General features: G+C 63.6%; 26 protein-coding genes. 8 read left to right on the forward strand and 18 right to left on the reverse strand.

Annotation, left to right across the window (positions count from 1 at the left end; genetic code table 11):
* Positions 1 to 13: 13 nt before the first annotated feature.
* The 4 genes from CKO11_RS05320 to CKO11_RS05335 all read left to right on the forward strand — a co-directional run bounded on the left by CKO11_RS05320 (position 14) and on the right by CKO11_RS05335 (position 5,567).
* Complete coding sequence (locus CKO11_RS05320; RefSeq protein ID WP_223633853.1) at positions 14 to 1,402, forward strand: aldehyde dehydrogenase family protein; 1,389 nt, start codon at positions 14 to 16, stop codon at positions 1,400 to 1,402.
* Positions 1,399 to 2,553 (forward strand): iron-containing alcohol dehydrogenase, encoded by a 1,155-nt coding sequence (locus CKO11_RS05325; RefSeq protein ID WP_223633857.1) that lies wholly within the window; start codon positions 1,399 to 1,401, stop codon positions 2,551 to 2,553. Before CKO11_RS05320 ends, CKO11_RS05325 begins: the two co-directional genes overlap by 4 nt.
* Before the next feature lie 159 nt (positions 2,554 to 2,712).
* Positions 2,713 to 4,881: a YjbH domain-containing protein gene (locus CKO11_RS05330; protein ID WP_223633860.1), complete on the forward strand. Its 2,169-nt coding sequence runs from the start codon at positions 2,713 to 2,715 to the stop codon at positions 4,879 to 4,881.
* Complete coding sequence (locus CKO11_RS05335; RefSeq protein WP_223633879.1) at positions 4,878 to 5,567, forward strand: YjbF family lipoprotein; 690 nt, start codon at positions 4,878 to 4,880, stop codon at positions 5,565 to 5,567. The genes CKO11_RS05330 and CKO11_RS05335 overlap by 4 nt, the downstream gene beginning before the upstream one ends.
* 143 nt (positions 5,568 to 5,710) lie before the next feature.
* Here CKO11_RS05335 and CKO11_RS05340 read toward each other — a convergent pair whose 3' ends face one another.
* From CKO11_RS05340 to CKO11_RS05355, 4 genes are all read right to left on the reverse strand, one after another.
* Entirely contained in the window at positions 5,711 to 5,896 is a 186-nt protein-coding gene (locus CKO11_RS05340; protein ID WP_223633883.1) for a hypothetical protein, read from the reverse strand.
* 477 nt (positions 5,897 to 6,373) lie between these two features.
* Positions 6,374 to 7,159 carry a metal ABC transporter permease gene (locus CKO11_RS05345; protein ID WP_223633886.1) on the reverse strand — a complete coding sequence of 262 codons (786 nt, stop codon included), beginning with the start codon at positions 7,157 to 7,159 and terminating at the stop codon, positions 6,374 to 6,376.
* The gene (locus CKO11_RS05350; protein WP_223633895.1) at positions 7,152 to 7,961 is read right to left on the reverse strand and encodes a metal ABC transporter ATP-binding protein; all 810 of its coding nucleotides are present in this window, start codon (positions 7,959 to 7,961) and stop codon (positions 7,152 to 7,154) included. The genes CKO11_RS05345 and CKO11_RS05350 overlap by 8 nt, the downstream gene beginning before the upstream one ends.
* Positions 7,958 to 8,482: a Fur family transcriptional regulator gene (locus CKO11_RS05355; RefSeq protein WP_223633898.1), complete on the reverse strand. Its 525-nt coding sequence runs from the start codon at positions 8,480 to 8,482 to the stop codon at positions 7,958 to 7,960. Before CKO11_RS05355 ends, CKO11_RS05350 begins: the two co-directional genes overlap by 4 nt.
* Before the next feature lie 83 nt (positions 8,483 to 8,565).
* On the opposite strand from CKO11_RS05355, the gene CKO11_RS05360 reads away from it, so the two are divergent.
* From CKO11_RS05360 to CKO11_RS05370, 3 genes are all read left to right on the forward strand, one after another.
* Entirely contained in the window at positions 8,566 to 9,540 is a 975-nt protein-coding gene (locus CKO11_RS05360; protein WP_223633901.1) for a zinc ABC transporter substrate-binding protein, read from the forward strand.
* 66 nt (positions 9,541 to 9,606) lie between these two features.
* A complete protein-coding gene (locus tag CKO11_RS05365; protein WP_223633904.1) occupies positions 9,607 to 10,632 on the forward strand; it encodes an aldose epimerase family protein in 1,026 nt (341 codons plus the stop codon).
* On the forward strand, positions 10,629 to 11,144 hold the full coding sequence (locus CKO11_RS05370; RefSeq protein ID WP_223633907.1) for a GbsR/MarR family transcriptional regulator: 516 nt from the start codon (positions 10,629 to 10,631) through the stop codon (positions 11,142 to 11,144). The genes CKO11_RS05365 and CKO11_RS05370 overlap by 4 nt, the downstream gene beginning before the upstream one ends.
* A gap of 106 nt (positions 11,145 to 11,250) precedes the next feature.
* Here the strand turns inward: CKO11_RS05370 and CKO11_RS05375 are convergent, their stop codons facing one another.
* Positions 11,251 to 11,931 carry a helix-turn-helix transcriptional regulator gene (locus CKO11_RS05375; RefSeq protein WP_223633910.1) on the reverse strand — a complete coding sequence of 227 codons (681 nt, stop codon included), beginning with the start codon at positions 11,929 to 11,931 and terminating at the stop codon, positions 11,251 to 11,253.
* On the reverse strand, positions 11,931 to 12,473 hold the full coding sequence (locus CKO11_RS05380) for a hypothetical protein (RefSeq protein WP_223633927.1): 543 nt from the start codon (positions 12,471 to 12,473) through the stop codon (positions 11,931 to 11,933). Before CKO11_RS05380 ends, CKO11_RS05375 begins: the two co-directional genes overlap by 1 nt.
* A 388-nt stretch (positions 12,474 to 12,861) precedes the next feature.
* On the opposite strand from CKO11_RS05380, the gene CKO11_RS05385 reads away from it, so the two are divergent.
* Positions 12,862 to 13,788 carry a pentapeptide repeat-containing protein gene (locus CKO11_RS05385; RefSeq protein WP_223633947.1) on the forward strand — a complete coding sequence of 309 codons (927 nt, stop codon included), beginning with the start codon at positions 12,862 to 12,864 and terminating at the stop codon, positions 13,786 to 13,788.
* A 10-nt stretch (positions 13,789 to 13,798) separates the two neighbouring features.
* Here CKO11_RS05385 and trpB read toward each other — a convergent pair whose 3' ends face one another.
* From trpB to trmB, 12 genes are all read right to left on the reverse strand, one after another.
* Positions 13,799 to 15,031 carry a tryptophan synthase subunit beta gene (gene trpB, locus CKO11_RS05390; protein WP_223633951.1) on the reverse strand — a complete coding sequence of 411 codons (1,233 nt, stop codon included), beginning with the start codon at positions 15,029 to 15,031 and terminating at the stop codon, positions 13,799 to 13,801.
* A gap of 103 nt (positions 15,032 to 15,134) precedes the next feature.
* The gene (locus tag CKO11_RS05395) at positions 15,135 to 15,809 is read right to left on the reverse strand and encodes a phosphoribosylanthranilate isomerase (RefSeq protein WP_223633954.1); all 675 of its coding nucleotides are present in this window, start codon (positions 15,807 to 15,809) and stop codon (positions 15,135 to 15,137) included.
* 19 nt (positions 15,810 to 15,828) lie between these two features.
* Complete coding sequence (locus CKO11_RS05400; RefSeq protein WP_223633957.1) at positions 15,829 to 16,185, reverse strand: LapA family protein; 357 nt, start codon at positions 16,183 to 16,185, stop codon at positions 15,829 to 15,831.
* Positions 16,186 to 16,193: 8 nt separating this feature from the next.
* A complete protein-coding gene (gene ihfB, locus CKO11_RS05405; RefSeq protein ID WP_076485707.1) occupies positions 16,194 to 16,481 on the reverse strand; it encodes an integration host factor subunit beta in 288 nt (95 codons plus the stop codon).
* Positions 16,482 to 16,778: 297 nt separating this feature from the next.
* Positions 16,779 to 18,458, reverse strand: a complete 1,680-nt coding sequence (gene rpsA, locus CKO11_RS05410) for a 30S ribosomal protein S1 (protein ID WP_223633960.1) — start codon at positions 18,456 to 18,458, stop codon at positions 16,779 to 16,781.
* 166 nt (positions 18,459 to 18,624) lie between these two features.
* Entirely contained in the window at positions 18,625 to 19,683 is a 1,059-nt protein-coding gene (locus tag CKO11_RS05415; protein ID WP_223633963.1) for a DUF6895 family protein, read from the reverse strand.
* 55 nt (positions 19,684 to 19,738) lie between these two features.
* Positions 19,739 to 19,945: a hypothetical protein gene (locus tag CKO11_RS05420; protein ID WP_223633965.1), complete on the reverse strand. Its 207-nt coding sequence runs from the start codon at positions 19,943 to 19,945 to the stop codon at positions 19,739 to 19,741.
* A 171-nt stretch (positions 19,946 to 20,116) separates the two neighbouring features.
* Positions 20,117 to 20,749, reverse strand: a complete 633-nt coding sequence (locus CKO11_RS05425; protein ID WP_223633970.1) for an NAD(P)H-dependent oxidoreductase — start codon at positions 20,747 to 20,749, stop codon at positions 20,117 to 20,119.
* Between the two features lie 110 nt (positions 20,750 to 20,859).
* On the reverse strand, positions 20,860 to 21,216 hold the full coding sequence (locus tag CKO11_RS05430) for a hypothetical protein (protein WP_223633973.1): 357 nt from the start codon (positions 21,214 to 21,216) through the stop codon (positions 20,860 to 20,862).
* Between the two features lie 22 nt (positions 21,217 to 21,238).
* Positions 21,239 to 21,850: a (d)CMP kinase gene (locus CKO11_RS05435; RefSeq protein ID WP_223633976.1), complete on the reverse strand. Its 612-nt coding sequence runs from the start codon at positions 21,848 to 21,850 to the stop codon at positions 21,239 to 21,241.
* Between the two features lie 15 nt (positions 21,851 to 21,865).
* The gene (gene aroA / locus CKO11_RS05440; protein WP_223633980.1) at positions 21,866 to 23,212 is read right to left on the reverse strand and encodes a 3-phosphoshikimate 1-carboxyvinyltransferase; all 1,347 of its coding nucleotides are present in this window, start codon (positions 23,210 to 23,212) and stop codon (positions 21,866 to 21,868) included.
* Between the two features lie 72 nt (positions 23,213 to 23,284).
* Complete coding sequence (gene trmB / locus CKO11_RS05445; RefSeq protein ID WP_223633983.1) at positions 23,285 to 24,025, reverse strand: tRNA (guanine(46)-N(7))-methyltransferase TrmB; 741 nt, start codon at positions 24,023 to 24,025, stop codon at positions 23,285 to 23,287.
* Position 24,026 lies beyond the last annotated feature (1 nt).

The following is a 24,026-nucleotide window of genomic DNA, read 5'->3' on the forward strand; positions in this document are numbered from 1 at the left end:
GAGGAAGGTCGACATGACGAAGATGATCCAGTGTATCTCGCCGGTGGATGGGCGGGTCTATGCCGAGCGGCCGGCCCTAAGCCTGCCCGATGCAGAAGAAATGGCCGCACGCGCCCGCGCTGCGCAGCCCGCATGGGCCGCGCGCCCGCTGGAAGAGCGCATCGCGCTGGTGCAAGCCGGTGTGGCCAAGCTCAACGAGATGAAAGACCGCGTGGTTGAAGAACTGGCGTGGCAAATGGGCCGCCCCACCCGCTTTGGCGGTGAATTTGGCGGCGTGAATGACCGCGCCAATTACATGGCCGAGATCGCCGCCGAAACGCTGGCCCCCAAAGTGGTGGAAGACAGCGCCAATTTCCGCCGCTATCTGGCGCGCGAGCCGGTGGGCGTGGTGTTCATCATTGCGCCGTGGAACTACCCCTATCTGACCACGATCAACACGCTCGCCCCGGCGTTGATTGCGGGCAATACGGTCGTGCTGAAACACGCCACGCAAACCATGCTGGTGGGCGAACGGCTGGCTGAGGCCTTCCACGCGGCGGGCGTGCCCGAAGATGTGTTCCAAAACGTCTATCTGACCCATGACGTGACCGAAGCGCTGATCGGCCAGCGTGCGTTCAACTTCATCAACTTCACCGGCTCGGTGAATGGCGGCGCCACGATCGAGCGCGCGGCGGCGGGCACCTTTACCGCTGTGGGGCTGGAGCTGGGCGGCAAAGACCCGGGCTATGTGATGGCCGACGCCGATCTTGATGCCGCGGTCGATGGCCTGATGGATGGCGCAATGTTCAACGCGGGCCAATGCTGCTGCGGGATTGAGCGGATCTATGTGCACGAAAGCCTGTATGACGCCTTTGTTGAAAAGGCCGTGGCTTGGGTGAAAAATCTCAAACTGGGCAACCCGTTTGAACCCGAAAGCACGCTTGGCCCGATGGCGAACAAGCGCTTTGCCCATATCGTGCGCGAACAAATCGCTGAGGCCGTGGCCGAAGGTGCAGAGGCGCTCATTGACCCGGCGCTTTTCCCGGCCGATGACGGCGGCGCTTACCTCGCCCCGCAGATTTTGGTGAATGTGAACCACGAAATGCGGGTGATGCGCGAAGAAAGCTTTGGCCCCGTGGTCGGCATCATGTCGGTAAAAGACGATGAAGAAGCCATCGCCGCGATGAACGACAGCCCCTATGGGCTGACCTGCTCGATCTGGACTGCCGATCCCGACAAAGCCGCCGAAATTGGCGCGCGGATCGAGACCGGCACCGTCTTCATGAACCGCTGCGACTACCTTGACCCGGCTTTGTGCTGGACCGGCTGCAAAGACACCGGGCGCGGCACGGCCCTGTCGGCGCTTGGCTATTACTCGGTCACACGGCCAAAATCCTACCATCTCAAGAAGGTGACGAAATGAGCGTTCCGAGCATGAACTGGGGCTATCCCACGCCGATCAAATTCGGCCCCGGGCGGATCAAGGAATTGGCCGAGCATTGCAAGGCCGTGGGCATGACCAAGCCGCTTTTGGTGACCGACAAGGCGCTGTCGAGCCTGCCGATCACGGCGGATGCGCTGGATGTGCTGGCCAAAGCGGGCCTTGGCCGCGCGATGTTTTGCGAGGTGGACCCGAACCCGACCGAAGCCAATATGAAAGACGGCATTGCCGTTTACAAAGCGGGCGGGCATGATGGCGTTGTCTGCTTTGGCGGTGGCTCGGCGCTGGATCTTGGCAAAATGATCGCGCTGATGGCAGATCAGCCTGAAACGCTCAGCGTGTGGGAATTGGAAGATATCGGCGATTGGTGGACCCGTGCCGATGGCGAAAAAATCGCCCCGATCATAGCAGTGCCCACCACGGCGGGCACGGGCTCCGAAGTGGGCCGCGCGGGCGTTTTGACCAATTCCGACACGCATAAGAAAAAGATCATCTTCCACCCGAAGCTGATGCCCGCCATCACCATTTGCGACCCGGAACTGACCGTGGGCATGCCCGCGTTCATCACCGCGGGCACTGGCATGGATGCGCTGGCGCATTGCCTTGAGGCCTATTGCAGCCCGCATTATCACCCGATGAGCCAAGGCATTGCGCTTGAAGGGATGCGGCTTGTGTTTGAAAACCTGCCCAAGGTCTATGCCACACCGACCGACCTTGAAGGCCGCGCGCATATGATGAGCGCGGCGGCAATGGGGGCGGTGGCCTTCCAAAAGGGTCTGGGTGCGATCCATTCGCTCTCCCACCCCGTGGGCGCGGTTTATGGCACGCACCACGGCACCACCAATGCCTGCGTGATGCCGATGGTGCTGGATTACAACCGTTCGGCGATTGAGGCGCGGATCGAAAAAGCCGCCGCCTATCTTGGCATTGACGGCGGGTTTGACGGCTTCCGCGCCGCCATTGTGGCGCTGCGCAAGGAACTGAGCATCCCCCAAACGCTCACCGAGATGGGCGTGAAAGAGGAAGACCTCGATATGCTCACCGAAATGGCGCTGGAAGACCCGTCCTGCGGCGGCAACCCGATTGAAATGACGCGCGAAAATACCCGCGCGCTGTTCGCAGCCTGCCTCTAAGCGCGCCCGCTTGCCCAACCCGGCGGCGGTTGTGCGCCGCCGGGATTTTGAACTGGTGTTTTCCTGCCATGGCGGGCCAAAACTGGCTTGCTGTGACGTGTTTCATCTCGTCTCTGCGGTGAAATTGGGTATAACGGCCCAAAGACTTCGGAGGACCGCGTGTTTTTTGCCCACCCGACCCGGCCCGTGACGGCCCGTAACCGCCTTCGGGCCGTGCTTCTTGGCGCCTCGGCGCTTGCCGTCGCCGCGCCTGTTTTGGCGGAACCGCTGACCGGGTGGAGCCGCAACACCTATGGCATGCCGGGTCTGGTTGACCTGCCCACCGCCGAGGTGCGCCCCGATGGCGAGCTTGGCTTTTCCGTCACAGGCATGGGCGATGGCACGTTCCGCAACACGCTGACCTTTCAGATCGCGCCGCAGCTGACCGGCGCCTTTCGCTATTCGCGCGTGCCGGGGCTCAACCCGGTCGAAGATGACATCACCGGCCTGCCCACCGGCGCCTATGAGGCGCTTTTCGATCGCTCGTTCGATATCCGGTGGCAATTTCTGGAAGAGGGACGCTACCGCCCCGCCCTCGCCATCGGTCTGAACGATTTCATCGGCACCGGCGTCTATTCCTCGGAATATATCGTCGCCACCAAGACCTTTGGCGAGCGGCTGCGGCTCAGCGGCGGGCTTGGCTGGGGGCGGCTAGGCTCCTTTGGCTCGATCGCTTCCATGGGCGACCGCCCGGCATATGATTACGGCTCCAACGGCGGGCAGTTGAACGGCAAGACATGGTTCCGGGGCGATGTCGCACCGTTCTTTGGGCTGGCTTGGGCGATGAACGACCGGGTGACGCTGAAGGCGGAATATTCCTCGGATGCCTATGCGCAAGAAACCACCTTGGGCGATTGGACCCGCCGCAGTTCGATGAACTTCGGGGTGGATTACGCGCTCAACGACGTGTCGAAGCTGCAACTGTTCGTGCTGCATGGCGACAAGGTGGGCTTTCAATTCTCGCGCGCGATCAACCCGAAAGCGCCGCCCTTCCCCTCGGGGATCGAACGCGCACCGCTGCCAGTGCGCCCGCGCCCGCCGCGCGGCGCCGATATTGCCGGCTGGTCGGGCGCATGGAGCGCCGATCCGACCGCACAGCCCGCGATTCAGGGCGCACTGGCCGATGCGCTGGCCAAGGACGGGCAAATCCTTGAATCGATGGCGCTCAGCGCCACGCGCGCCGAATTGCGCGTGCGCAACGAAACCTATGCCGCCCAGCCGCAAGCGCTCGGCCATGTGGCCCGCGCGGCAACCCGCGCCCTGCCCCCTTCGGTGGAAACGATCACCGTCACCTCGATGCGCAAGGGCATGGCGGTTTCTTCCGTGACCTTCCGCCGTTCGGATCTGGAGCGGCTGGAAAACACCGCCGCTGCGGAAATTCTGGCCACGACCACGATCACCGAAGCCGATGCAGAGGCCGCTTTGGTGCCCACGGCAGGGCTTTATCCGCGCTTTCGCTGGAGCCTGACGCCCTATGCCGAAGCCTCGATCTTCGACCCGGACAATCCGTTCCGCGTGGATCTGGGCGCGCAGCTTGCAGGCCGGTTCGAGATTGCGCCGGGGCTGATCGTGTCGGGCGCCGTGCGCCAAAAGCTCGTGGGCAATCTGGATGACAGCACTCGGGTGTCGGATTCGATTGCCCAGCATGTGCGCTCTGACTTGGCCGAATATCAAAAGCATGGCGATCTGGCGCTGCGGAACCTGCAATTGGCTTGGTATGCCCAACCGGGCCGCAACCTGTATTCGCGGGTGACGGTCGGCTATCTGGAACGGATGTATGGCGGCGTTTCGGGCGAGCTTTTGTGGAAGCCCGTCGACAGTCGGCTGGCGCTTGGGGTCGAGGCGAACTGGGTCAAGCAACGCGACTTTGACCAGCATTTCGGCTTCCAAGATTATTCGGTCGCCACCGGGCATGCCTCCGCCTATTACGATTTTGGCGGCGGCTATGTCGGCGCGTTGGATGTCGGCCGCTATTTGGCCAAGGATTGGGGCGCGACCGTCGCGCTGGACCGGACCTTTGAAAACGGCTGGAAAGTGGGAGCTTTTGCCACTTTCACCGATATGTCGAATGCCGAATTTGGCGAAGGCTCGTTTGACAAGGGGATCCGCATCTCGATCCCGGTGGTCTGGACCACGGGCAAACCCTCGGTCAACACGCTGTCGACCACGATCCGCTCCTTGCAGCGCGATGGCGGGGCCCGGCTGGATGTCGAGGGGCGGCTTTATGAAACCGTCGATGCGGCGCAGATGGGGACGCTTTACGATCAATGGGGAAGGTTCTGGCGATGAAACGCAGGCCTCGTGCGGCGTTGGTCGCCGCTGCGCTGGCCTTGGCGCTGGTGGGCTGCGGCAACGATACGACACAGCTTGAAACCGGTCGCCAAGCGATGAGCGAATTGTTCGGCAAATTGCGCGCCAAGCGCGCCGCCGCAAAAGCCGGCCCCGCCTTGGATGCAGAGGCGATTGCCCGCAGCGGCATGGCCTCCAACCCCGGACCGGTGCTGATCGCCACGCTGGAAACGAACAAATCCACCTCTATCTTCGCGCAGCGCGGCCAGAACGGCACGATGCGCACTTGGCTGTCACCCTCGGGGCAGGCGGTGATCACCCGCAACGGGCTTTTGGTCGGCACCCGCGGCTTTGGCCATGACCTTATGTCTGCCGATACCAGCGCGCTTTCGGCCAAGCTGCGCGCGCGCAGCCCCGGTCAGGCGGCAATCGAATTGCGCTACCTCGACGGGCTGGGGATCGAACGCCCGTTGCCACTGACCTGCACCGTGATCCTTGGTGAGGCGGTAAGCTACAGCTTTGCCGATATCGACTTTTCCGGCTTGCAGATGGCCGCGCGGTGCGAAGGTCACGGCTTTGCCTTTGACGCAAGCTATATCGTCTCGGACGGGGGCGAGATCCTGTCCTCGCGGCAATGGATCGGCCAGCATCTGGGCTATCTGACCATTCAGACGCTGCGCAACTAAACCGTTCGGCCCCAAACAAACAGCAAAGGACCGGCCACATTTCGGCCGGGCCTTTCGCATTAGCATCGCAGACATTTGCCCAAACAAAAGACCGGAAAGCTTGCGCTTTCCGGTCTTGATCTTTGCCCGAAACGGGCGAAAGATTAGTTCGACGAGGCCGCGACGGCGATGCCGACGAGCAGCATGGCCGGGATCAGGATGCCGGCGTTCGACGACGAGGTTTCGGCGACGACCGGGGTCGCGTCAACGACCGGGGCGCTGTAGCCGCCGGCGAAAGCGGTGGAAGCCGAAAGGCTGGCAACCAGAGCGATGGTAGCGATCTTTTTCATGATAATTCTCCGTCATTGCTGTAGAAAGCCGCCAAGCCCGGCAGCATCACCGCGAGGAAAGCACATGCGCTGGTAAATGCAAAGGGAAAAACAGGGGCCGCCCCATGTGGGGCAAGGGAAGTGTTGCGGTTTTGCACCCGTCTTGGGAAAACCCGCCAAGGGGCGGTTTTGTCTCGCCCCGCCGCCCGGCCCACTCGCGTCGCAAAAGGCGAAAAACGGCACCATTTCAGGAAGTTATTGCCCGGTTGCTGGGGCGTCACCGGCTTTCGATGATCGGGCATCGCCAAGCCGGAAAAGAGGGCCATCTGTAAGGGCTGCACGGCGCGGCATGGGCGCTGTCGGGCCTGTCGCGAAGCTGTGAAGTCCGGGCTTTGGCCCCAAGCGCATCTGCATCAAGAAAGCCCCGGTCCAGGTCGCGCCCGTGGCGTCAAAAGATGTGCCGATATCCGCGCGCAAACAGCCCGAAGCCCCGCGCCGCTAGCCGCGGCGCCGTATGATCAGCGACAAAACGAACATCACTGCCGCCACAGCCACGATCGACGGGCCTGCGGGCGTGTCGAAATGGAGCGAGGCTTGCAAGCCCCCCAGCACCGCCGCCGCGCCAATCCCGGTGGCCGCCAAGGCCATCGTCTCGGGCCCGCGGGCCAGTTGCCGCGCAGTGGCGGCCGGAACGATCAACAGCGCCGCGATGAGCAGCGCACCGACGATCTTGATGGCCACCGCCACAGTCAGCGCCAGCGCCACCGTCAGCACCAGCCGGGCATGGCGCGGGCTTTGCCCCGACGCTTGCGCCAGTTCTTCGTTCACCGTGGCGGTCAAAAGCCCCTGCCAGCGCCATGCCAAAAGCCCCGCAACCAAGGCCGCGCCGCCCCAGATCACCGCCAGATCGCTCCGGCTGACGGCCAAAATATCGCCAAACAGAAAGGCCGTCAGGTCGACCCGCAAGGCCGGAATGAACGAGGCGGCAACCAGCCCGAAGGCCAACGCGGAATGCGCCAATACCCCCAAGACCGTATCCATCGCATGGCCGCGCCCGGCCAAGGAGGCCACCGTCAGCGCCATCGCCAAAGCAACGACCAGCGTGCCCGCGTAAAGCGGCAGCCCCGCGCCAAAGGCCAGCGCCACGCCCAAAATCGCGGCATGGGATGTGGCATCGCCAAAATAGGCCATGCGCCGCCAGACCACGAAAGAGCCCAAAGGCCCGGTCGCCAGCGTCAAACCGATACCGGCCAGCGCCGCGCGGATCAGAAAATCGTCAAGCATGGTCGTGGTTGCACCCCGGGCCGTGGCTATGTTGGTCATGCGCATGCGCGATATGCGGGGCGCCATGGTCATGGCCATGCCCCTCGTCCGCCTCGTGATCATGGTCATGCATATGCTGGTAAAGCGCAAAAGCCCCGCCGGTGCCCAGACCGAAAAGGGCGCGATATTCCGGCGCCGCCGACACGACCTTGGGCGTGCCCTGGCAGCAAACATGGCCATTGAGACAAATCACCCGGTCCGAGGCCGACATCACCACATGCAGATCGTGGCTGACCATCAGCACCGCTGCCCCGGTTTCGGCCCGGACCTCTTCGATCAGCCGGTAAAAGGCCGCCGTGCCGGGCTGATCGAGCCCTTGCGTCGGCTCGTCAAGGATCAAGATATCGGGCTTGGCCAACAGCGCGCGCGCCAGCAAGACCCGCTGAAACTGCCCGCCCGAAAGCCGCGCCAATTGCCGCTGGCCCAGCCCCGGCACGCCGGTGCGCGCCAATGCGGCCTCGGCCCGCGCATCGCTGACCCGGCGCGGCAAGGACAGGAACCGGCGCACCGTCATTGGCAAGCCGGCATCGATATGCAACTTTTGCGGCACATAGCCGATCACCAGACCGGGCTTGCGCATCACCGACCCGGTCGCCGCCGGTTCAAGCCCGATCAACGCCCGGATCAGCGTGGATTTGCCCGAGCCATTGGGCCCCACCACGGTGACGATCTCGCCTTTTTCGATGGCGAATTGCACGCCGCCCAGCACCGTCGCCTCGCCATGGCGCACGGACAGATTTTCTGCCGAAATCAGGGGGGTCAAGGCTGCGCCTCCGCCGTGTTTTCCGCGGCCTTGGCGCGGCAAGCCGGGCACAATCCCAGCGCCTCGAAACTGGCGCGTTCGACCGAAAAGCCAAGATCGCCTGCCACCTGATCCAGCGCCATGCGCAACGGTGCGGCCCCCGCCTCGGCCACGGTGTCGCAATCGCGACAAATCAGGAAGACCGGTGCATGTGCCTCGCCCGGATGCATGCAGGCGGCAAAGGCGTTGAGCCGCTGCACCCGATGTGCCAGCCCCGCCTCCACCAGAAATTCCAACGCGCGATAGGCTACCGGCGGCTGATTGCCAAACCCCTCGGCGGCCAAGCGATCCAGCACCTCATAGGCGCCCATGGCACGATGCGCCTCCAGCAAGATTTCCAGCGCGCGCTTGCGCACCGGGGTAAAGCGCAGCCCGCGCCGCTCAGCCTCTGCACTGGCGCGCGCCAACACCTCGCCTGCGCAATGGGCATGGTCGTGCTGCGCAAAAGCGCAAAGCGGATCGGCGGGGTGTTCTTGCGTCATGTTATTTTATCACATTCTGCTTGACCTGTTACGGTATAACATAGATAACCCTCTCCCGACCCGCAAGTTCCCTCGAGGTTTCGATGAACAAGACCCTGATCCCCGCCCTTGCCCTGTTGCCCCTGCCCGCCTTGGCCGAGGTGCCGCAGGTGGTGACCGATATTCCCGCCGTCCATGCGCTGACCGCACAGGTGATGGGCGATCTGGGCCGCCCCGCCGTGCTGTTGGAACAGGGCGCCAGTGCCCACCATTATCAATTGAAGCCCAGCCAAGCCGCCACGCTGCAAGAGGCCGATCTGGTGTTCTGGGTCGGGCCGGAGCTAACCCCGTGGCTGGAGCGTGCGATCGACGGCCTGGCCTTGGGCAGCAAGCCGGTCGAATTGCTTGGGGCGCCCGGCACCCATCTGCAGGATTTCGACGGCCATGAAATCCACCATGACGCCGAAGACGGGCATGATGATGACGATCATGCCGCACATGAACACGCCGAAGAAGACCATGCCGCGGCGGCGGATGACGATCACGATCATGTTCACGAGGGCATGGACCCGCATGCCTGGCTTACGCCCGAAAATGCCGAAACCTGGCTGGGCGTGATCGCGCAAGAACTGGCGGCGACCGATCCGGACCATGCCGCGACCTATGCCGCCAATGCCGCCGCCGCCCAAGACGCGGTGCGGGCGCTGGATACAAAGCTGCAAGCCATGCTGGCCCCGGTCGCAGGCAAACCCTTTGTCACCTTCCACGCGGCCTATGGCTATTTCACCGCCCATTACGGGCTCGATGTGGTGGGCGCCGTCAACCTTGGCGATGCCAGCGCCCCCGGCGCGGCGCATCTGAGCGCGTTGCGCGCCGATCTGGCGCAAAAGAACGTGGTCTGTGCCTTCCCCGAAGCGCAGCATGACCCCAAACAGATCGACATCTTGCTCGACGGCACCTCGGTCAAGCGCGGGGCCGTGCTCGACCCCTCTGGCTCGGCGCTGGACTATGGGCCGGGGCTTTACACCGCGCTGATGACCGATCTGGCCACGGCGCTGGTGGATTGTCTCGCCCCTTAAAGCGATGCCAACCCCTTGTTTCCCCGGGGCGGGCGTGAAACTCTCCCGGGGTCAAAAGGAGGGGACATGCCAACCGATATCCGCCGTTTCGGAACCACGACGACCGGGCAAACCGTCGAGGCGGTGACCCTGCGCGCGGGGGAACTGACCGCGCGGCTGATCACCTTTGGCGCGCGGCTGCAAGATTTGCGTCTGGCGGGCACACCTTGGCCTCTGATCCTTGGCTCGGACAGTTTGGCCGCCTATGAAAGCGGCGCGCTGCCATGGGGCGGCGCGGTGGTCGGGCCGGTCGCAAACCGGCTTGGCGGCGCAGCCGTGACGATTGCAGGCGCGCCTTGGAAGGCCCTACCCAATGAGGGCGCGCATCTGTTGCATTCGGGCGCGGCAGGCATATCCGAGCAGAACTGGCAGATCGAGGCCGCCAGCGACACAGAGGTGACCTTTCGGCTCGATCTGGCGCATGGGGCGGCGGCGCTGCCCGGCAACCGGGTGCTGCGCGCACGCTATGCGCTTGTGCCCCCCGCCACGCTGGCGCTCACCCTGTCTGCCGAAACCGATGCCGAAACGCTGATGAATTTAGCCCATCATCCCTATTGGACCCTTGATGGCCGTGCCGATATCGCGGGGCACCGCCTGTCGGTGGCCGCCACGCGCATGCTGCCCACCGATGCGCAGAACCTGCCCCTGCCCCCGGTCGATGTAACCGGCACCGGCTACGATTTGCGCGCGCCCCGCCCTCTGGCCGATCTGCCCCCGCTTGATCACAATTACTGCCCCGGGGGCACGGGGCTGCGCCCGGTGGCACAGCTTACCGGCGCATCGGGCGTGACCTTGGCGCTGGAAAGCGATGCACCGGGGCTGCAGGTCTATGACGGGCGTCACCTGAACACCGCGCCCGCGCTGGGGCTGACCGGCGCGCCCTATGGCCCCCATGCGGGTCTCGCGCTTGAACCGCAAATGTGGCCCGATGCGCCGCACCACCCAGACTTTCCCCCAATCACGCTGCGGCCCGGCCAGATCTGGCAGCAAGACAGCCGGATGCACCTGCACCGCACCGCCCCCTTTTCCGAGCCTGCGAGGACTGTGTCATGACCACCCCGCCCGCATCCGAAGTCACCGCGCTGTTTGCCGATCTGGCCACGCGTTTTGGCATGAGCCGGGCCGCCGGTGCCTGTTTGGGCACGATCTGGCGTGCGGCACAGGCCCCCTCGGCCGATGATCTGTGCACCGCCTTGGGGCTATCACGTTCCAATGTCTCGGTCGCGCTGAAGGAATTGCGGCAGGCCGGGCTGGTGCAGGTGGCCCGCGCCCCCGGCACCCGGCGCGATTTTTATGTCGCCGATCCGAACCCCTGGGCGCTGTTGCGCGCCGCCATCGCGGACCGGCACCGGCGCGAGATCGCACCGCTGACCGAACGGCTGACGACGCTGGCCGCCGCCGAGGCCGACCGGCCCGATGCCGATCCGCGGCTTGCGGCCTTGGCCGATATGGCGGCAGTGGCTGAAGACTGGTTTGGCAAGCAAATGCGGCGTGATGCGAACGAATTCGCGCAATTCCTTGGGGCCGACAAAGCCGAGAAGAAAAAGAAAAAACGCGGCAAGTAAGCCAAGGCGGCAAAGCCCCGGACAGGGAACCGCCCCGGCAGGAAACCGGGGCGCGCGGTCGCATCGCACGGTGTGACGGAGCACGATCAGAAGCGGCGCCCCGCGATCAGGCGCGGCGGCGCGCGGCGCGTTTCGTCATCCCGCTTACCCCTTTTTCGGCCTGCGCAACCTTGCGGGGCGCAGCCGCCGGGGCGGCGGCAACCGGACGCGCGGGCGGATGGGTCTCGGCCCGGTCTTGAGCGGCGCGTTCCTCGGGCACTTCCATCAGATCTTCGATAAAAAGGCTCACAAGCTGGCTGCGCGCCGACACCCCGGCCTTACGATAGATCGAAGCGGTTTGCGCCTTCACCGTGCCTTCGGAGGTGGCGCGCAACTGCGCGATCTCGGCCAAGCTAAGCCCCTTAATCGCAAACAGGGCCACGTCGCGCTCTGCCGGGGTCAGCCGCCATTCGGTGAAACGCTCTTCCAGCAGATCGGCGAATTCGCCCGAGGCCCGGCGCAGCCCTTCGCGCGCCACCCGGGCCTCGCGGCGCATCGCCAAAAGCAGATGCGCCCCGAACCCCAGCCCAGCCAGAAGCGCCACCGCCGCGCCGATCTCGAACATCTCGTGCAATTGCCACGGCACCGGTGGCAAAGCGATGCCCAAAAGCGCCGCCAGAATATCTGAGACATAGTAAAGCGCCGCCACCGCCTGAAGCGCGAACAGCACCGCCACCACAATCCGCGACCCGATCCAGTTGCGCGCGGGGCGCACCGGGGCGGCGGCATCGATCTCCTTTTCGCCCATCAGTTCATCGTCCCCGCAGAAGCAGACCCGCTGTCCCCGCCAGGTCCGCCGGACGGCGCCCCCCCAGCCGGCCCCGGACCAGCACCGGGGCCCGATCCCGGACCGGGGCGATCATGGCCACCAAAGCTGCCGCGCGCGGGCGGTGAACCGCCGGGGGGCGCGGCCCCATCGGGCGGAGGCGGCCGACCCGGACGGCCCCCTCCGCCCGGCCCGCCGCCACGCGGAGGGCGGGCATAGTCGCGCAAAATTTCATCGTTGCGGGGGTCCAACACGATCTCGCGCCGCCCCGCTTCGCCCTCGGCCACGATCCGCATCCGGCGCAGCCACGTGGTCGAAATCTCGATATCGGTATAGCCCTCGGCCTGAAGCTCCGAGACGATCTCTTTTTGGCGGTCGGCATGGGCAGGCCCCGCCATCAAGACGACAAGCCCCAGCATCACCTGCCCCAGCGCGATCTTGCCCCAAAAGGCCAAACGGCCCGGCGTGGTATCGCGCGCCGCGGGTGGCACGAGAATTTCTTGTTTCATGTCGCGCCGTTGCATCTGCCCCGCCTTGTTCGTGTCTACCCTTGCGCCAGACCGGCAGGGGTGACCTGTCCGGTTCGGAGCCTGCGCCGTCCTATTCTGCCCGGTCCTTCCCCGGCGCGGCGCGCTTCGCCGGGGGCGCCTGCGCGGCCGCGCATGGGTCGTGCGTGAGCGACAGCCAACAGCCCCGGCCCCCCCGGTCGAAGCGATGCCCCAACCCGCAGCAGTCAAACCGGGCGAAGCATGGGTCGCGCCTTGGGGAACGGACCACATCCAGCAAACGCCGATCCCCCCCTGAAAGCAAGCATCACCACCCCGGTTTCGGCACGATCTCGCGGCATATAAACCCCCGGTATACACGCCGGCGCCGCTTGACCGCGTCCCAAGGCCCGGCCAAGCTGCGCGCATGCATAATAGACCCATTTCAAAAACCCTTTCCCGCCGCCAAGCCGCTGCCCGCGCGCGCCGCAAACCGCCCGCATCGCCCGGCCCGGCGCCCCTTTCGCCGGCGCCCGCCGCCCGCACCGCTTCGGGCGCGGCGATCCTTGGGCTTTGGGGCTGGGCGGAACGCATCGTCTTGATGGGAACACTGGTGTCCATCGGGCTTGGTCTTTGGGCCTTTGGCGAGGAACGCAGCACGCGCCAAGCCGAAGCGCTCAGCCGGGCGTGGGAGGTGGTGACCACGCCGGTGCCGGGCAATTCCGGCAAACGCTCGGCGCTAGAATATCTAGCCGCGCAGGGGCTGACGCTGCGCGGTATCGATCTGTCTTGCGCGCGCATGGGCGGCAACTGGCACGAGACCGAGCTTTACTGCCAAAACCCGGTCGATCTGGAGGGCCTCGCCCCCCGCGCCCCCAAAGGCGCGCAAGTCGATCTGCGCATGGCGCATCTGGAAGGCGCGGCGCTGTCAGGGGCCGATTTCGCCGGGGCGAACCTGTCTTACGCGCATCTGGTGGCGGCCAGCCTTGACGGGGCCAATCTGCGCGGCACCACGCTTTTTGGCGCGCAACTCGACAAGGCCTCGCTTTACGAGGTGGACTTGCGGGGCGCCACGCTCGGGCTTTCGCAAATCCGCGGCGCCAATCTGCAAGGGGCCGATCTGCGCGGCGCCACGCTGATGGCGGCGGATCTGTCAGGCGCGCATGTCAGCGGCGCCGATTTCCGCGACGCCGATCTGACCCAACTGGTGGCAGAGGGGATCTGGGCTTGGGAAGATGCGCCCCCGAAGGGGCTCACCAGCAGCGGCGTGAGCGTGAAATTTTGCACCCGCGACGATATCTTCAGCGAAGCGCAGCGCTTGTTGTTGGGCGATCCCTGCCAACCCGTAAACTAACGAACCCCGATTAGACCTTCATCTCTTCGCCAAGGTGCTTGGCGACGGTGAAGATGTCTTTGTCGCCCCGGCCCGAGAGGTTGATCACGATGATATGGTCTTTCGGCAGGGTCGGTGCCAGCTTCATCACATGGGCGAGCGCGTGGCTGCTTTCCAGCGCCGGGATGATCCCTTCGGTGCGGCAGCAGAACTGGAACGCCTCCAAAGCCTCGGCATCGGTGATGCTTACATATTCCGCGCGCTTGATGTCGCGCAGCCAAGAGTGTTCCGGGCCAATGCCGGGGTAATCGAGGCCCGCCGAGATCGAATGGCCCTCCAAAATCTGCCCGTCTTCGTCTTGCAGCAAATAGGTGCGGTTGCCATGCAGCACGCCCGGCCGCCCGCCGGTCAGGCTGGCGCAATGCTGCATCCGGTCATCCACGCCCAAGCCCCCGGCTTCGACCCCGATGATACGCACCTCTTTGTCATCCAAGAACGGGTGGAACAGACCCATCGCGTTCGAGCCCCCGCCCACGGCAGCAATGATCGTATCGGGCAAGCGGCCCTCGCCCTCTTGCTGTTCCAATTGCCAGCGGGTTTCGCGCCCGATGATCGATTGGAAATCGCGCACCATCGCCGGATAGGGCGCAGGGCCCGCCACCGTGCCAATGCAATAGAAGGTGTCGCGCACATTGGTGACCCAATCGCGCAAAGCATCGTTCATCGCATCTTTCAGCGTGCCCCGGCCAGAAGTCACCGGAACCACCTCGGCCCCCAAAAGCCGCATGCGGAAGACGTTCGGCGCTTGGCGCTCGACATCGGTCGCGCCCATATAAACGATGCATTGCAGACCGAATTTCGCGCAGACGGTCGCCGTGGCCACGCCATGCTGGCCGGCCCCCGTTTCGGCGATGATCCGGGTTTTCCCCATGCGCCGCGCCAGCAGGATCTGGCCCAGCACATTGTTGATTTTATGCGCGCCGGTATGGTTGAGTTCTTCGCGCTTGAGATAGACCTTGGCCCCGCCCAATTCCTCGGTCATGCGCGGCGCGAAGTAAAGCGGCGAGGGGCGGCCCACATAATCACGCCAGAGCAGATCCATCTCTTCCCAGAAGGTCGGATCGGTCTTGGCGTGTTCGTATTGCGCCTCAAGCTCAAGGATCAGCGGCATCAGCGTTTCGGAGACGAACCGGCCCCCATGAATACCAAAGCGCCCATTCTCATCGGGTGCGGTCATGTAGCTGTTGGGCAGATCGTCAGCCATTGGTCTCATTCCCCTGATACTCCACAACCGCCAATAGCCTGCCAAGGCAGCCGGGTAAAGTTCCCCTTATGGATAAGGCGAAAATACCGCAATCAAGGGCGGCTCACGGGTCTTGTGCGGCCCCGATGAAGGCGGCGATCTTTGCGGCGTCCTTTACCCCGGGCGCGCTTTCCACGCCAGAAGAGACATCCACCTGCGCCGCCCCGGTCAACCGCACCGCCTCGGCCACATTGTCGGGCGTGAGCCCGCCCGCCAGCATCCAAGGCCGCGCCCAGTCGCGCCCGGCAATCAGCCGCCAGTCGAAGGACAGGCCATTGCCGCCCGGAAGCGCCGCGCCCTTGGGGGCCTTGGCATCGATCAGGATTTGATCGGCCACCGCCTCGTAATCGGCAATGGCGTTGAGATCTGCCGCCTCGGCCACGCCGACCGCTTTCATCACCGGCAAGCCGGTGCGCGCGCGCAGCTCGGCCACGCGGGCCGGACTTTCTTTGCCATGCAGTTGCAACAGATCCAGCGGCACTTCGGCCAAGATCGCATCGATCAGCGCATCCTCGGCATTGACCACAAGCGCCACCTTGGCCAACCCGATGGGGGCCGCCAGCGCCAGATCACGCGCTTGGGCAATCTCGACATGGCGGGGCGAACGGGGAAAGAACACAAGCCCCATATACCCCGCCCCCGCCTGTGCGGCGGCGGTCACATCTGCGGGCTGCGTCAGCCCGCAGATCTTGCAGCGCACCCCACCGGGGCGACCGCGATTGACGGCAACAGTGACCATTGCGCGGCGCAGGCGGCGCTTAGCCGCGCGGCTTGTCAAGCAGCGCCAGAACGTCGTCGCGCGGCCCTTGGGTCTTTTCTTTCAGACGGGCCAGTTCCCGCTCCAGATTCTGCGCGCGCTTGGTCGCTTTGCGCGCGGTCTTGCGGAAGCGACGCTCGCGGAAGAATTCCCAGAAAAAGCCAATCAGCAGCCCGGCCCCCAGCCCCGCAAAGATCACGAGGTAAAGCGGCACATCCACACGCCAATTCATCCCCAGATAGGTCTCTGCCTCGGCAGGCAAAAGTTGCAGTGCCACGATGCCCCGGTTGGACATCGCAAGAACGACCAGAACAAGGGCCAGCACCAACAGGAACAGATAGCGGATCAGGCGGATCATCTGGGGTTTTACTCCTCTGCCCCGTTCAGCCGGTCACGCAAAAGCTTGCCGGTCTTGAAAAAGGGGACGTGTTTTTCTTCGACCGCGACCGAGGTGCCGGTGCGCGGATTGCGCCCGGTTCTAGCATCGCGTTTTTTCACAGAAAAGGCGCCGAAACCGCGCAATTCGACCCGATCACCACGGGCCATGGCCTCGATGATCTCTTCGAAGATCGTATTGACGATTTTTTCGACGTCTCGCTGGAACAGGTGAGGGTTTTCCTCGGCAATCTTAGCGATCAATTCAGATCGAATCATAATGTCCCCCCATAGGCTTATCCGACCATCAGCCCCGTTTTATCTTACCCCCGACTATAGGGGGATTTTGCGGCGTCTCAAACAGCAAAGGCTTGGAAAAACGTGGGATTTAAGGGCGGATGCGGGGATTGACGCCCATGTTTTGCGCTTTGGCGCCCCCCGAAAAGCCCGCACCCCCACGCCAAGCCCCCGTCAAAGCCCCGCGACAGCCCGCCGCGCAAGGACAATGCGAATCGAATGCCCATAGCAAAAGGCCCCGCTTGCGCGGGGCCTTTCACCAGCCTGTGCAGGCAAATCTTATTCGCGGCCTTTGAGCGCAGCGCCCAAGATGTCGCCGAGCGAAGCGCCCGAGTCAGACGAACCGTATTGTTCCACGGCTTCTTTCTCTTCGGCGATTTCGCGCGCTTTGATCGACACGCCCAGTTTGCGGGTTTTGCTGTCGACGTTGACGACACGCACATCCACGTGGTCGCCCACTTGGAAACGCTCGGGGCGTTGGTCGGCGCGGTCACGGGCCAGATCCGAACGACGAATGAACGACTTCATGCCGTTGTATTCGACTTCGATGCCACCGTCTTCGATCGCGGTCACGTTCACGGTGATCACCGAGCCACGTTTCACGCCATCAACCGCATCCGAGAAGGTGTCGGCATCAAGCGCTTTGATCGAGAGCGAGATACGTTCCTTGTCGATATCCACTTCGGTGACCGCGGCTTTGACCACGTCGCCTTTGCGGTAATCTTGGATCGCTTCTTCGCCGCGTTTGTCCCACGACAGATCCGACAGGTGAACCATGCCGTCGATGTCGTTGTCGAGGCCGATGAACAGACCGAATTCGGTGATGTTCTTCACTTCGCCTTCGATCATGCTGCCAACCGGGTGGGCGTCAGCGAACGATTCCCACGGGTTACGCATGCATTGCTTGAGGCCCAGCGACACGCGGCGTTTCGCGGTGTCGATTTCCAGCACCATGACGTCAACTTCTTGGCTCGTCGAAACGATTTTGCCGGGGTGGACGTTTTTCTTGGTCCAGGACATTTCCGAAACGTGGACCAGACCTTCGACACCGGCTTCCAACTCGACGAATGCACCGTAGTCGGTGATGTTGGTCACGCGGCCTTTGTGCACCGAGCCCAGCGCGAACTTGGTTTCCACCGTGTCCCACGGGTCGTTTTGCAGCTGCTTCATGCCAAGGCTGATGCGGTGCGTTTCCTTGTTGATCTTGACGACTTGCACCTTGACGGTTTCGCCGATCGACAGGATTTCCGACGGGTGGTTCACGCGGCGCCACGCCATATCGGTGACGTGCAGCAGGCCGTCAACGCCGCCGAGGTCAACGAACGCACCGTATTCGGTGATGTTTTTGACCACGCCATCGACCACTTGGCCTTCCGACAGGTTGCCGATGACTTCGGCGCGCTGTTCGGCACGCGATTCTTCGAGAATGGCGCGACGCGACACAACGATGTTGCCACGACGACGGTCCATTTTCAGGATTTGGAACGGCTGTTTCAGACCCATGAGCGGGCCAGCGTCACGCACCGGGCGCACGTCGACTTGCGAGCCGGGCAAGAAGGCCACAGCACCGCCCAGATCGACGGTGAAGCCGCCTTTGACGCGACCGAAGATGGCGCCATCGACACGCTCTTCGTTGGCATAGGCTTTTTCGAGACGATCCCAAGCTTCTTCGCGGCGGGCTTTCTCGCGCGAGATGACGGCTTCGCCACGCGCGTTCTCGACGCGATCCAGATAAACTTCGACCTCGTCGCCAACGGCGATCGTGGGAGCTTCACCCGGGTTCGAGAATTCTTTCAGGTCAACGCGGCCTTCCATCTTGTAGCCGACGTCGATGATGGCTTGGCCCGCCTCGATGGCGATGACTTTGCCTTTGACGACCGACCCCTCGTTCGGGGTGTCGATCTCGAAGCTCTCTTGCAAGAGGGCTTCAAATTCTTCCATGGTTGCTTTGGCGCACATGCGTCTGAGTTTCCTTTACATCATGGTTTGACTGGCCATGCGGTTGGCTCCGCCGGTCTTTCGTTGCGAATGTCGCAAGGGGGCAGCACGCGGCTACCCCCTTCGACGGGGCTGCTATAGGCGCGAATCACCCGCAGGGCAAGGATTTGTTGGGTTTTGGCGGCGCTCAGGCGGTGGCGTGCAACAGAGCATCGATTTGATCCGCATATTCCCCATAAAGCGGGGCATCATGATCGGCCCCGCCGGTTTCGCGCAAAAACAGCGTCCGGTCGCGCGCGCGACGTTTAAGCTCGTGCAAACGTTGACACAGCATCCGGCGCGACCAATCCTCTGCGGGCAAGGCACGTTCGGCGGCAACCATTGCATTGGCATCCTTGCCGGTTAGCGCGCATCGAAATGCTTCGATCGCCGCAAGACGCGGCCTTGTTCCGGCGGCTTCACGATACAAATCGCGGCCATGATGCTGATGCAATCGCGCCGCAAGGATCTCATGGACAAGCACAGGATGATATCCCTTCGTGATCTCCGCCGGATCACAAAGATCGTGAAGCTCCTTTCGCATCTCCACCGCAGCCGAGATCACCTCGTCCAACTCTGCGGCCTCCAGATCTTGGGTGAGCAGGCACAGGGCAAGCTCCCAAACCAGATCGACATCCGTCCGCCCCAGCGCCTCGCCCAGAAGCATCATCCCAATGCCCTTAACGAAAGGGTCAGGGCGTTTGACAGCCGCAAAATCCGTGCAGAAAAAGACCAAATGCGTGAACGCATAGCTGAGATCGCGGTTAAACGCCCACGCCTGCAGCGCATCTTGCAAGATGGCCGCGCCTTCCCAATCCGGCCAGCTCGCACCACGGACCTTCGCGCGCAGATAGTCTTGCTCAAGGCGCCGATAAGGCGTGGCTTCGCACAGCTTGATCCCGTGATCGCACCAATCGAACAAAAGCCGCTCCCACGCCGGGTGCTTTGGTGCCAGCGCGCGCAAGAATACATAAGGCGTAAGGGCACGCCCGACTAAAAACGGATGCCCGCTCAACGCCAGATGCGTATCGTTGCCAAGCCAATGCATCAGTTGTCCGGCAAGCGCACTCAAACCCGGTTGCGGCCCATGGACTTGCGCCAGAAAATCGAGCGCCATCGACACCTCTGCCACGGCCTTTGTCGCTTCGGGGCCGTCCGCCGGCAACGCGTCCAGAAGAACCGGCGCAAGCCGCAAAATCGCCTGCATCGTCCGTCTCTCCGCTTTTCGTGAAAACGCCGGGCGCGATGCGCCCGGCAACGGCTCAAGGCCGAACGATCTGGGGCTTGTCTTTTTCCACTTCAGAGCCGGTGTATACGTAGTCCGGGCTGACAAAGGTCCAGGCGGCCAAGTCACCGGGGCTGATCTCTTCGAGCTTCGCAGAATGCTCCAGCATCTCGCCCAGCGTCATCTTGGTATTCACAACGCCGGATTTCTGCAGGTATTCAATTGCTTTCGCACGGTTGCTCATGTCTTTACCTCCATTCACTCGTACAAATTCAACCTCTGGGAGAATCTTTATATCCCAGTAAGGAAAGCGTGACCCCTTACCCCCCTATCCATCAAGTCGGGAAATCCTGACCCCATAGGGAAAGGGCGGCGCATCGCACCGCCCCTTTTGAAAACGCTCTAATACCGGCGCTCAGTCGATCCGGGTGACCAGATCCGAAAGCGGCTTGCGCACCTTTTTCATGCCCAAAAGCCAATCCCCCTCGTTGGCGCGGTAGCCCAGCGGCATCAGCGTGACCGAGCGCAGCCCCTTGTCGCGCAGGCCAAGGATCTCATCGACCTTGGCGGGGTCAAAGCCTTCCATCGGGGTGGCGTCCACCTGTTCTTCGGCAGCTTGGGCGAGCGCGATGCCAAAAGCGATATAGGCTTGGCGCGCGGCATGGTCGAAGTTCACCTCCGCCGGGCGGGGCAGGAATTGCGCCTTGAGGTTGTCATAGTAAGGCGTGACCATCTCGCGCGGGATCGCCCGCTCCGCCACGGTTTGATCGACCACCGCGTCGATCCGCGCTTCGGTGTAATTGTCCCAAGCGGCGAAAACGATCAGATGCGAGCCGTCGGTGATCTGCGCTTGATCATAGGCGGCCCCGCGCAGTTGCGCGCGCAGATCGGCATTGGTGATCACCAGAATTTCAAAGGGCTGAAGCCCCGAAGAGGTCGGCGCAAGCTGGGCGGCTTGCAGAATGCGGGCCACCTTCTCTTCCGGCACCGCTTTCGCCGGGTCCATTTTCTTGGTGGCATAGCGCCAGTTGAGCGTGTCGATCAGCATGCGGTGTCCTTTGCGGATGAGGGGAGAAGGTGCAAGTTATACGCACATCCAAATCACGCAACACCAAGTTCTGCGCGCCGGCGCAGGGACCCCATGCATAAGCGCGCAGATTAAAGCCCCGTCACGAAGAAGCTGGAAATATCGAAATAGAGATCGCGGTTCACGCCCGCTTTTTCCAGCGTCAACACATCAATCGGGCGCCCACCCGGCGCCATGATCATGCCCTGCGTTTGCACCTGCCAGCCGGGAAAGTGCTGCGCGACATAGGCATATTCGGCCGCCACGCTCTCTGCCGGAATGGCGCTGGCGGGGCTGGTGCCGGGGGGCTCGACCGAACCGGGGGGGTCAGCCTGATCTTGCAATGGCGCTCTCGGCGCAGACCGGGGCGCCATATCCACCGCGGCGACGCAGCCCGAAAGGGCAAAAATACCAAGCGCGGTCAAAACTTTGGCGATCGAAGTTTGCATGAAATTCCCCGGCTCTTTTGGCTTAGCCCTGCGGCCCTTGCGCGATCCGCGCGGCGATCACCTCACAGGCAGCGGCCACGGCGGCCTCGATGCTCATGTCAGAGGTGTCGATCTGCACCGCATCCTCGGCGGGTCTGAGCGGCGCATCGGCGCGGTTCATGTCGCGGTCGTCGCGCGCACGCACCTCGGCCAAGACCTGAGCTTCATCGCCGCCCAGTTCCAGCCAACGGCGATGCGCGCGCACTTCCGCTGACGCGGTGACAAACAGCTTCACCTCTGCTTGGGGGCAAATCACCGTGCCGATATCGCGGCCATCCAGCACCGCGCCACCATCGCGCCGGGCAAAATCGCGCTGAAACTGCAATAGCGCGTGGCGCACCTCGGCAATCACCGCGACTTTGGACGCCGCCTGCCCCGCTTCCAGCGTGCGCAGGTCGTCGCGCGCCAGATCCTCGGAGCACAGGGTCTGCGCCACGGTGATCGGGTCCCGCCCTTCGGCCTCGGCCTTTACGCCCACGGCGCGATAAAGGGAGCCGGTATCCAGATGCGCGAAGCCGAATTTTTCCGCGACCGCACGCGAAAGCGTGCCCTTGCCCGCCGCAGCCGGCCCATCAATCGCGACTGTGAACTGCATATCGCGCTCCTTTACTTAGCCTGCGCGGGTGATCGTGGCGCCAAGGCCGCGCATCAAATCCTCAAACACCGGGAAAGAGGTCGCAATTGGCGAGCCGTCATCCACGGTGATCGGCGCTTGGGCTGCCAGCCCCAGCACCAAAAAGCTCATCGCGATGCGGTGGTCGATATGGGTCGCCACAGTCGCGCCGCCCGGCACGCCCCCCGGCCCAAGGCCATGCACGATCAGCGTGTCTTCATCCTCTTCGATTTTGACACCGCAAGCTTCCAGCCCGCGCGCCATCGCATCGATCCGGTCGCTTTCCTTCACCCGCAACTCATGCACGCCGGGCATAGTGGTGGTGCCATGCGCACAAGCCGCCACCGCCGCCAGCACCGGATATTCGTCAATCTGGCTGGCCGCACGCGCCGCAGGCACGGTGATGCCCGTCAGCTCCGAATAGCGCACGCGCAGATCGGCCACTGGCTCGCCGCCCTCTTCGCGCTCGTTCAGGAATTCGATATCCGCGCCCATTTCGCGCAGCGTGAGGAAAAGCCCGTTGCGGGTCGGGTTTTGGCTGACGCCCGGCACAAGGATATCCGAGCCCGGCACCAACAGCGCGGCGCAGACCGGAAACGCGGCAGAAGACGGGTCGCGCGGCACGGCCACCTTTTGCGCGGTCAGTTCCGGCTGGCCCTTGAGCGTGATCCGGCTGCCCTCGGGCGTTTCTTCCACCGTCACCTCGGCCCCAAAGCCACGCAGCATCCGCTCGGTGTGATCGCGGGTCGGCGTTTTCTCGATCACCACGGTTTCGCCCGGCGCATTCAGCCCCGCCAAAAGCACGGCGGATTTCACCTGCGCCGAGGCCATCGGTGTGGTGTAGCACACCGGCATCGGTTCTGCCGCGCCGACCACCGTCATCGGCAAGCGCCCACCCTCGCGCCCATAGGCACGCGCACCAAACAAAGCAAGCGGATCGGTCACCCGGCCCATCGGGCGTTTGCGCAGGCTTGCATCGCCGGTAAAGGTCGCCGTCAGGGGCGAGGTCGCCATGCACCCCATGATCAACCGCACACCAGTGCCCGAATTGCCGCAATCGATCACCGCCTCGGGCTCGGCAAAGCCGCCCACGCCCACCCCTTCAACCGACCACGCGCCGGGGCCATGTTGGGTGACACGCGCGCCAAAGGCCTGCATCGCCTTGGCGGTATCAAGCACATCTTGGCCTTCCAAAAGCCCGGTGATTTCGGTGCGCCCCACCGACAGCGCCCCCAAGATCAGCGCCCGATGCGAGATCGACTTGTCGCCCGGCACCTCGGCCACGCCCGAAAGCGGTCCGCCCTTGCATGCGGTCATCAAAATGGGGTCGCCGTGAGCGGACATGAAAAGCCTCCCTGATGGTTGCGCCCCTGTTAGCGCAAGGTTGGGGCGCCCGAAAGCCCTTACGCACCCGGCTCAGGGTTTGCGGAAGGTGGCGTAATCGGGCACGCGGCCCTCGCGCAGGGCCTTTTGTTCGTAGCGGGTCGACATCCAGTCGTCCCACGGCGTGCCGGAATGGGCGATGAGCTCAAACCCGGCCTTGGGCACCTCTTCCATCGCTTGGCGCATGTAATCGGGAATATCGGTGGCGATGCGGAATTCCGCCCCCCGCGCGAGACACCGAAACAGCGGCACCAAATGTTCTTGCGTGACGAACCGGCGGCGGTGATGGCGGCGTTTGGGCCACGGATCGGGATAATTCAAAAACGCCTTGGCGACCGAACCTTCGGGCAGCACCTCCATCACGTCGCGCGCGTCGCCCGGCCAGACGGCCACGTTTTCCACGCCCGCAGCGCGGATCTTGCCCAAAAGCATCGCCACGCCATTGATAAAAGGCTCACAGCCCAGAATATTTATGGCGGGATAGCTGGCGGCCATATGCACCATATGCTCGCCCCCGCCAAAGCCGATCTCCAGCCAAAAGGGCGCGTCATTGCCAAAGATATCGGCCGGTGTGACCGGCTTTCGTTCGGGGTTTTCCTCGCGCGACAGGTTCTTGGGCGTCAGCGGGTCCAGATCCTCGCCCAGATACCCGCGCTGACTGGGCCGCAGCGTCTTGCCCGCGCGGCGACCATAGAAATTGCGCCACTGGGGCCGCGCGTCGGCGGTCTCGTTGCGGGCGGGCGTTTCGGAGGGGGTATCGGATGGATCGGTCATG

This window comes from Rhodobacter sp. TJ_12 (assembly GCF_020023995.1).
In the GTDB taxonomy this organism is placed as follows: domain Bacteria; phylum Pseudomonadota; class Alphaproteobacteria; order Rhodobacterales; family Rhodobacteraceae; genus Rhodobacter.

What these genes read in the sequence shown, in the direction of transcription:
- CKO11_RS05345 (WP_223633886.1), bottom strand. Translation starts at nt 7,159, where the DNA reads ATGCTTGACGATTTTCTGATCCGCGCGGCGCTGGCCGGTATCGGTTTG.
- CKO11_RS05340 (WP_223633883.1), bottom strand. Translation starts at nt 5,896, where the DNA reads ATGAAAAAGATCGCTACCATCGCTCTGGTTGCCAGCCTTTCGGCTTCC.
- CKO11_RS05430 (WP_223633973.1), bottom strand. Translation starts at nt 21,216, where the DNA reads ATGCAAACTTCGATCGCCAAAGTTTTGACCGCGCTTGGTATTTTTGCC.
- CKO11_RS05380 (WP_223633927.1), bottom strand. Translation starts at nt 12,473, where the DNA reads ATGCAACGGCGCGACATGAAACAAGAAATTCTCGTGCCACCCGCGGCG.
- CKO11_RS05355 (WP_223633898.1), bottom strand. Translation starts at nt 8,482, where the DNA reads ATGACGCAAGAACACCCCGCCGATCCGCTTTGCGCTTTTGCGCAGCAC.
- trmB (WP_223633983.1), bottom strand. Translation starts at nt 24,025, where the DNA reads ATGACCGATCCATCCGATACCCCCTCCGAAACGCCCGCCCGCAACGAG.
- CKO11_RS05370 (WP_223633907.1), top strand. Translation starts at nt 10,629, where the DNA reads ATGACCACCCCGCCCGCATCCGAAGTCACCGCGCTGTTTGCCGATCTG.
- CKO11_RS05400 (WP_223633957.1), bottom strand. Translation starts at nt 16,185, where the DNA reads ATGATCCGCCTGATCCGCTATCTGTTCCTGTTGGTGCTGGCCCTTGTT.
- CKO11_RS05360 (WP_223633901.1), top strand. Translation starts at nt 8,566, where the DNA reads ATGAACAAGACCCTGATCCCCGCCCTTGCCCTGTTGCCCCTGCCCGCC.
- CKO11_RS05395 (WP_223633954.1), bottom strand. Translation starts at nt 15,809, where the DNA reads ATGGTCACTGTTGCCGTCAATCGCGGTCGCCCCGGTGGGGTGCGCTGC.
- CKO11_RS05365 (WP_223633904.1), top strand. Translation starts at nt 9,607, where the DNA reads ATGCCAACCGATATCCGCCGTTTCGGAACCACGACGACCGGGCAAACC.
- ihfB (WP_076485707.1), bottom strand. Translation starts at nt 16,481, where the DNA reads ATGATTCGATCTGAATTGATCGCTAAGATTGCCGAGGAAAACCCTCAC.
- CKO11_RS05320 (WP_223633853.1), top strand. Translation starts at nt 14, where the DNA reads ATGACGAAGATGATCCAGTGTATCTCGCCGGTGGATGGGCGGGTCTAT.
- CKO11_RS05420 (WP_223633965.1), bottom strand. Translation starts at nt 19,945, where the DNA reads ATGAGCAACCGTGCGAAAGCAATTGAATACCTGCAGAAATCCGGCGTT.
- rpsA (WP_223633960.1), bottom strand. Translation starts at nt 18,458, where the DNA reads ATGTGCGCCAAAGCAACCATGGAAGAATTTGAAGCCCTCTTGCAAGAG.
- CKO11_RS05435 (WP_223633976.1), bottom strand. Translation starts at nt 21,850, where the DNA reads ATGCAGTTCACAGTCGCGATTGATGGGCCGGCTGCGGCGGGCAAGGGC.
- CKO11_RS05415 (WP_223633963.1), bottom strand. Translation starts at nt 19,683, where the DNA reads ATGCAGGCGATTTTGCGGCTTGCGCCGGTTCTTCTGGACGCGTTGCCG.
- CKO11_RS05385 (WP_223633947.1), top strand. Translation starts at nt 12,862, where the DNA reads ATGCATAATAGACCCATTTCAAAAACCCTTTCCCGCCGCCAAGCCGCT.
- CKO11_RS05425 (WP_223633970.1), bottom strand. Translation starts at nt 20,749, where the DNA reads ATGCTGATCGACACGCTCAACTGGCGCTATGCCACCAAGAAAATGGAC.
- CKO11_RS05375 (WP_223633910.1), bottom strand. Translation starts at nt 11,931, where the DNA reads ATGGGCGAAAAGGAGATCGATGCCGCCGCCCCGGTGCGCCCCGCGCGC.
- aroA (WP_223633980.1), bottom strand. Translation starts at nt 23,212, where the DNA reads ATGTCCGCTCACGGCGACCCCATTTTGATGACCGCATGCAAGGGCGGA.
- CKO11_RS05325 (WP_223633857.1), top strand. Translation starts at nt 1,399, where the DNA reads ATGAGCGTTCCGAGCATGAACTGGGGCTATCCCACGCCGATCAAATTC.
- CKO11_RS05335 (WP_223633879.1), top strand. Translation starts at nt 4,878, where the DNA reads ATGAAACGCAGGCCTCGTGCGGCGTTGGTCGCCGCTGCGCTGGCCTTG.
- trpB (WP_223633951.1), bottom strand. Translation starts at nt 15,031, where the DNA reads ATGGCTGACGATCTGCCCAACAGCTACATGACCGCACCCGATGAGAAT.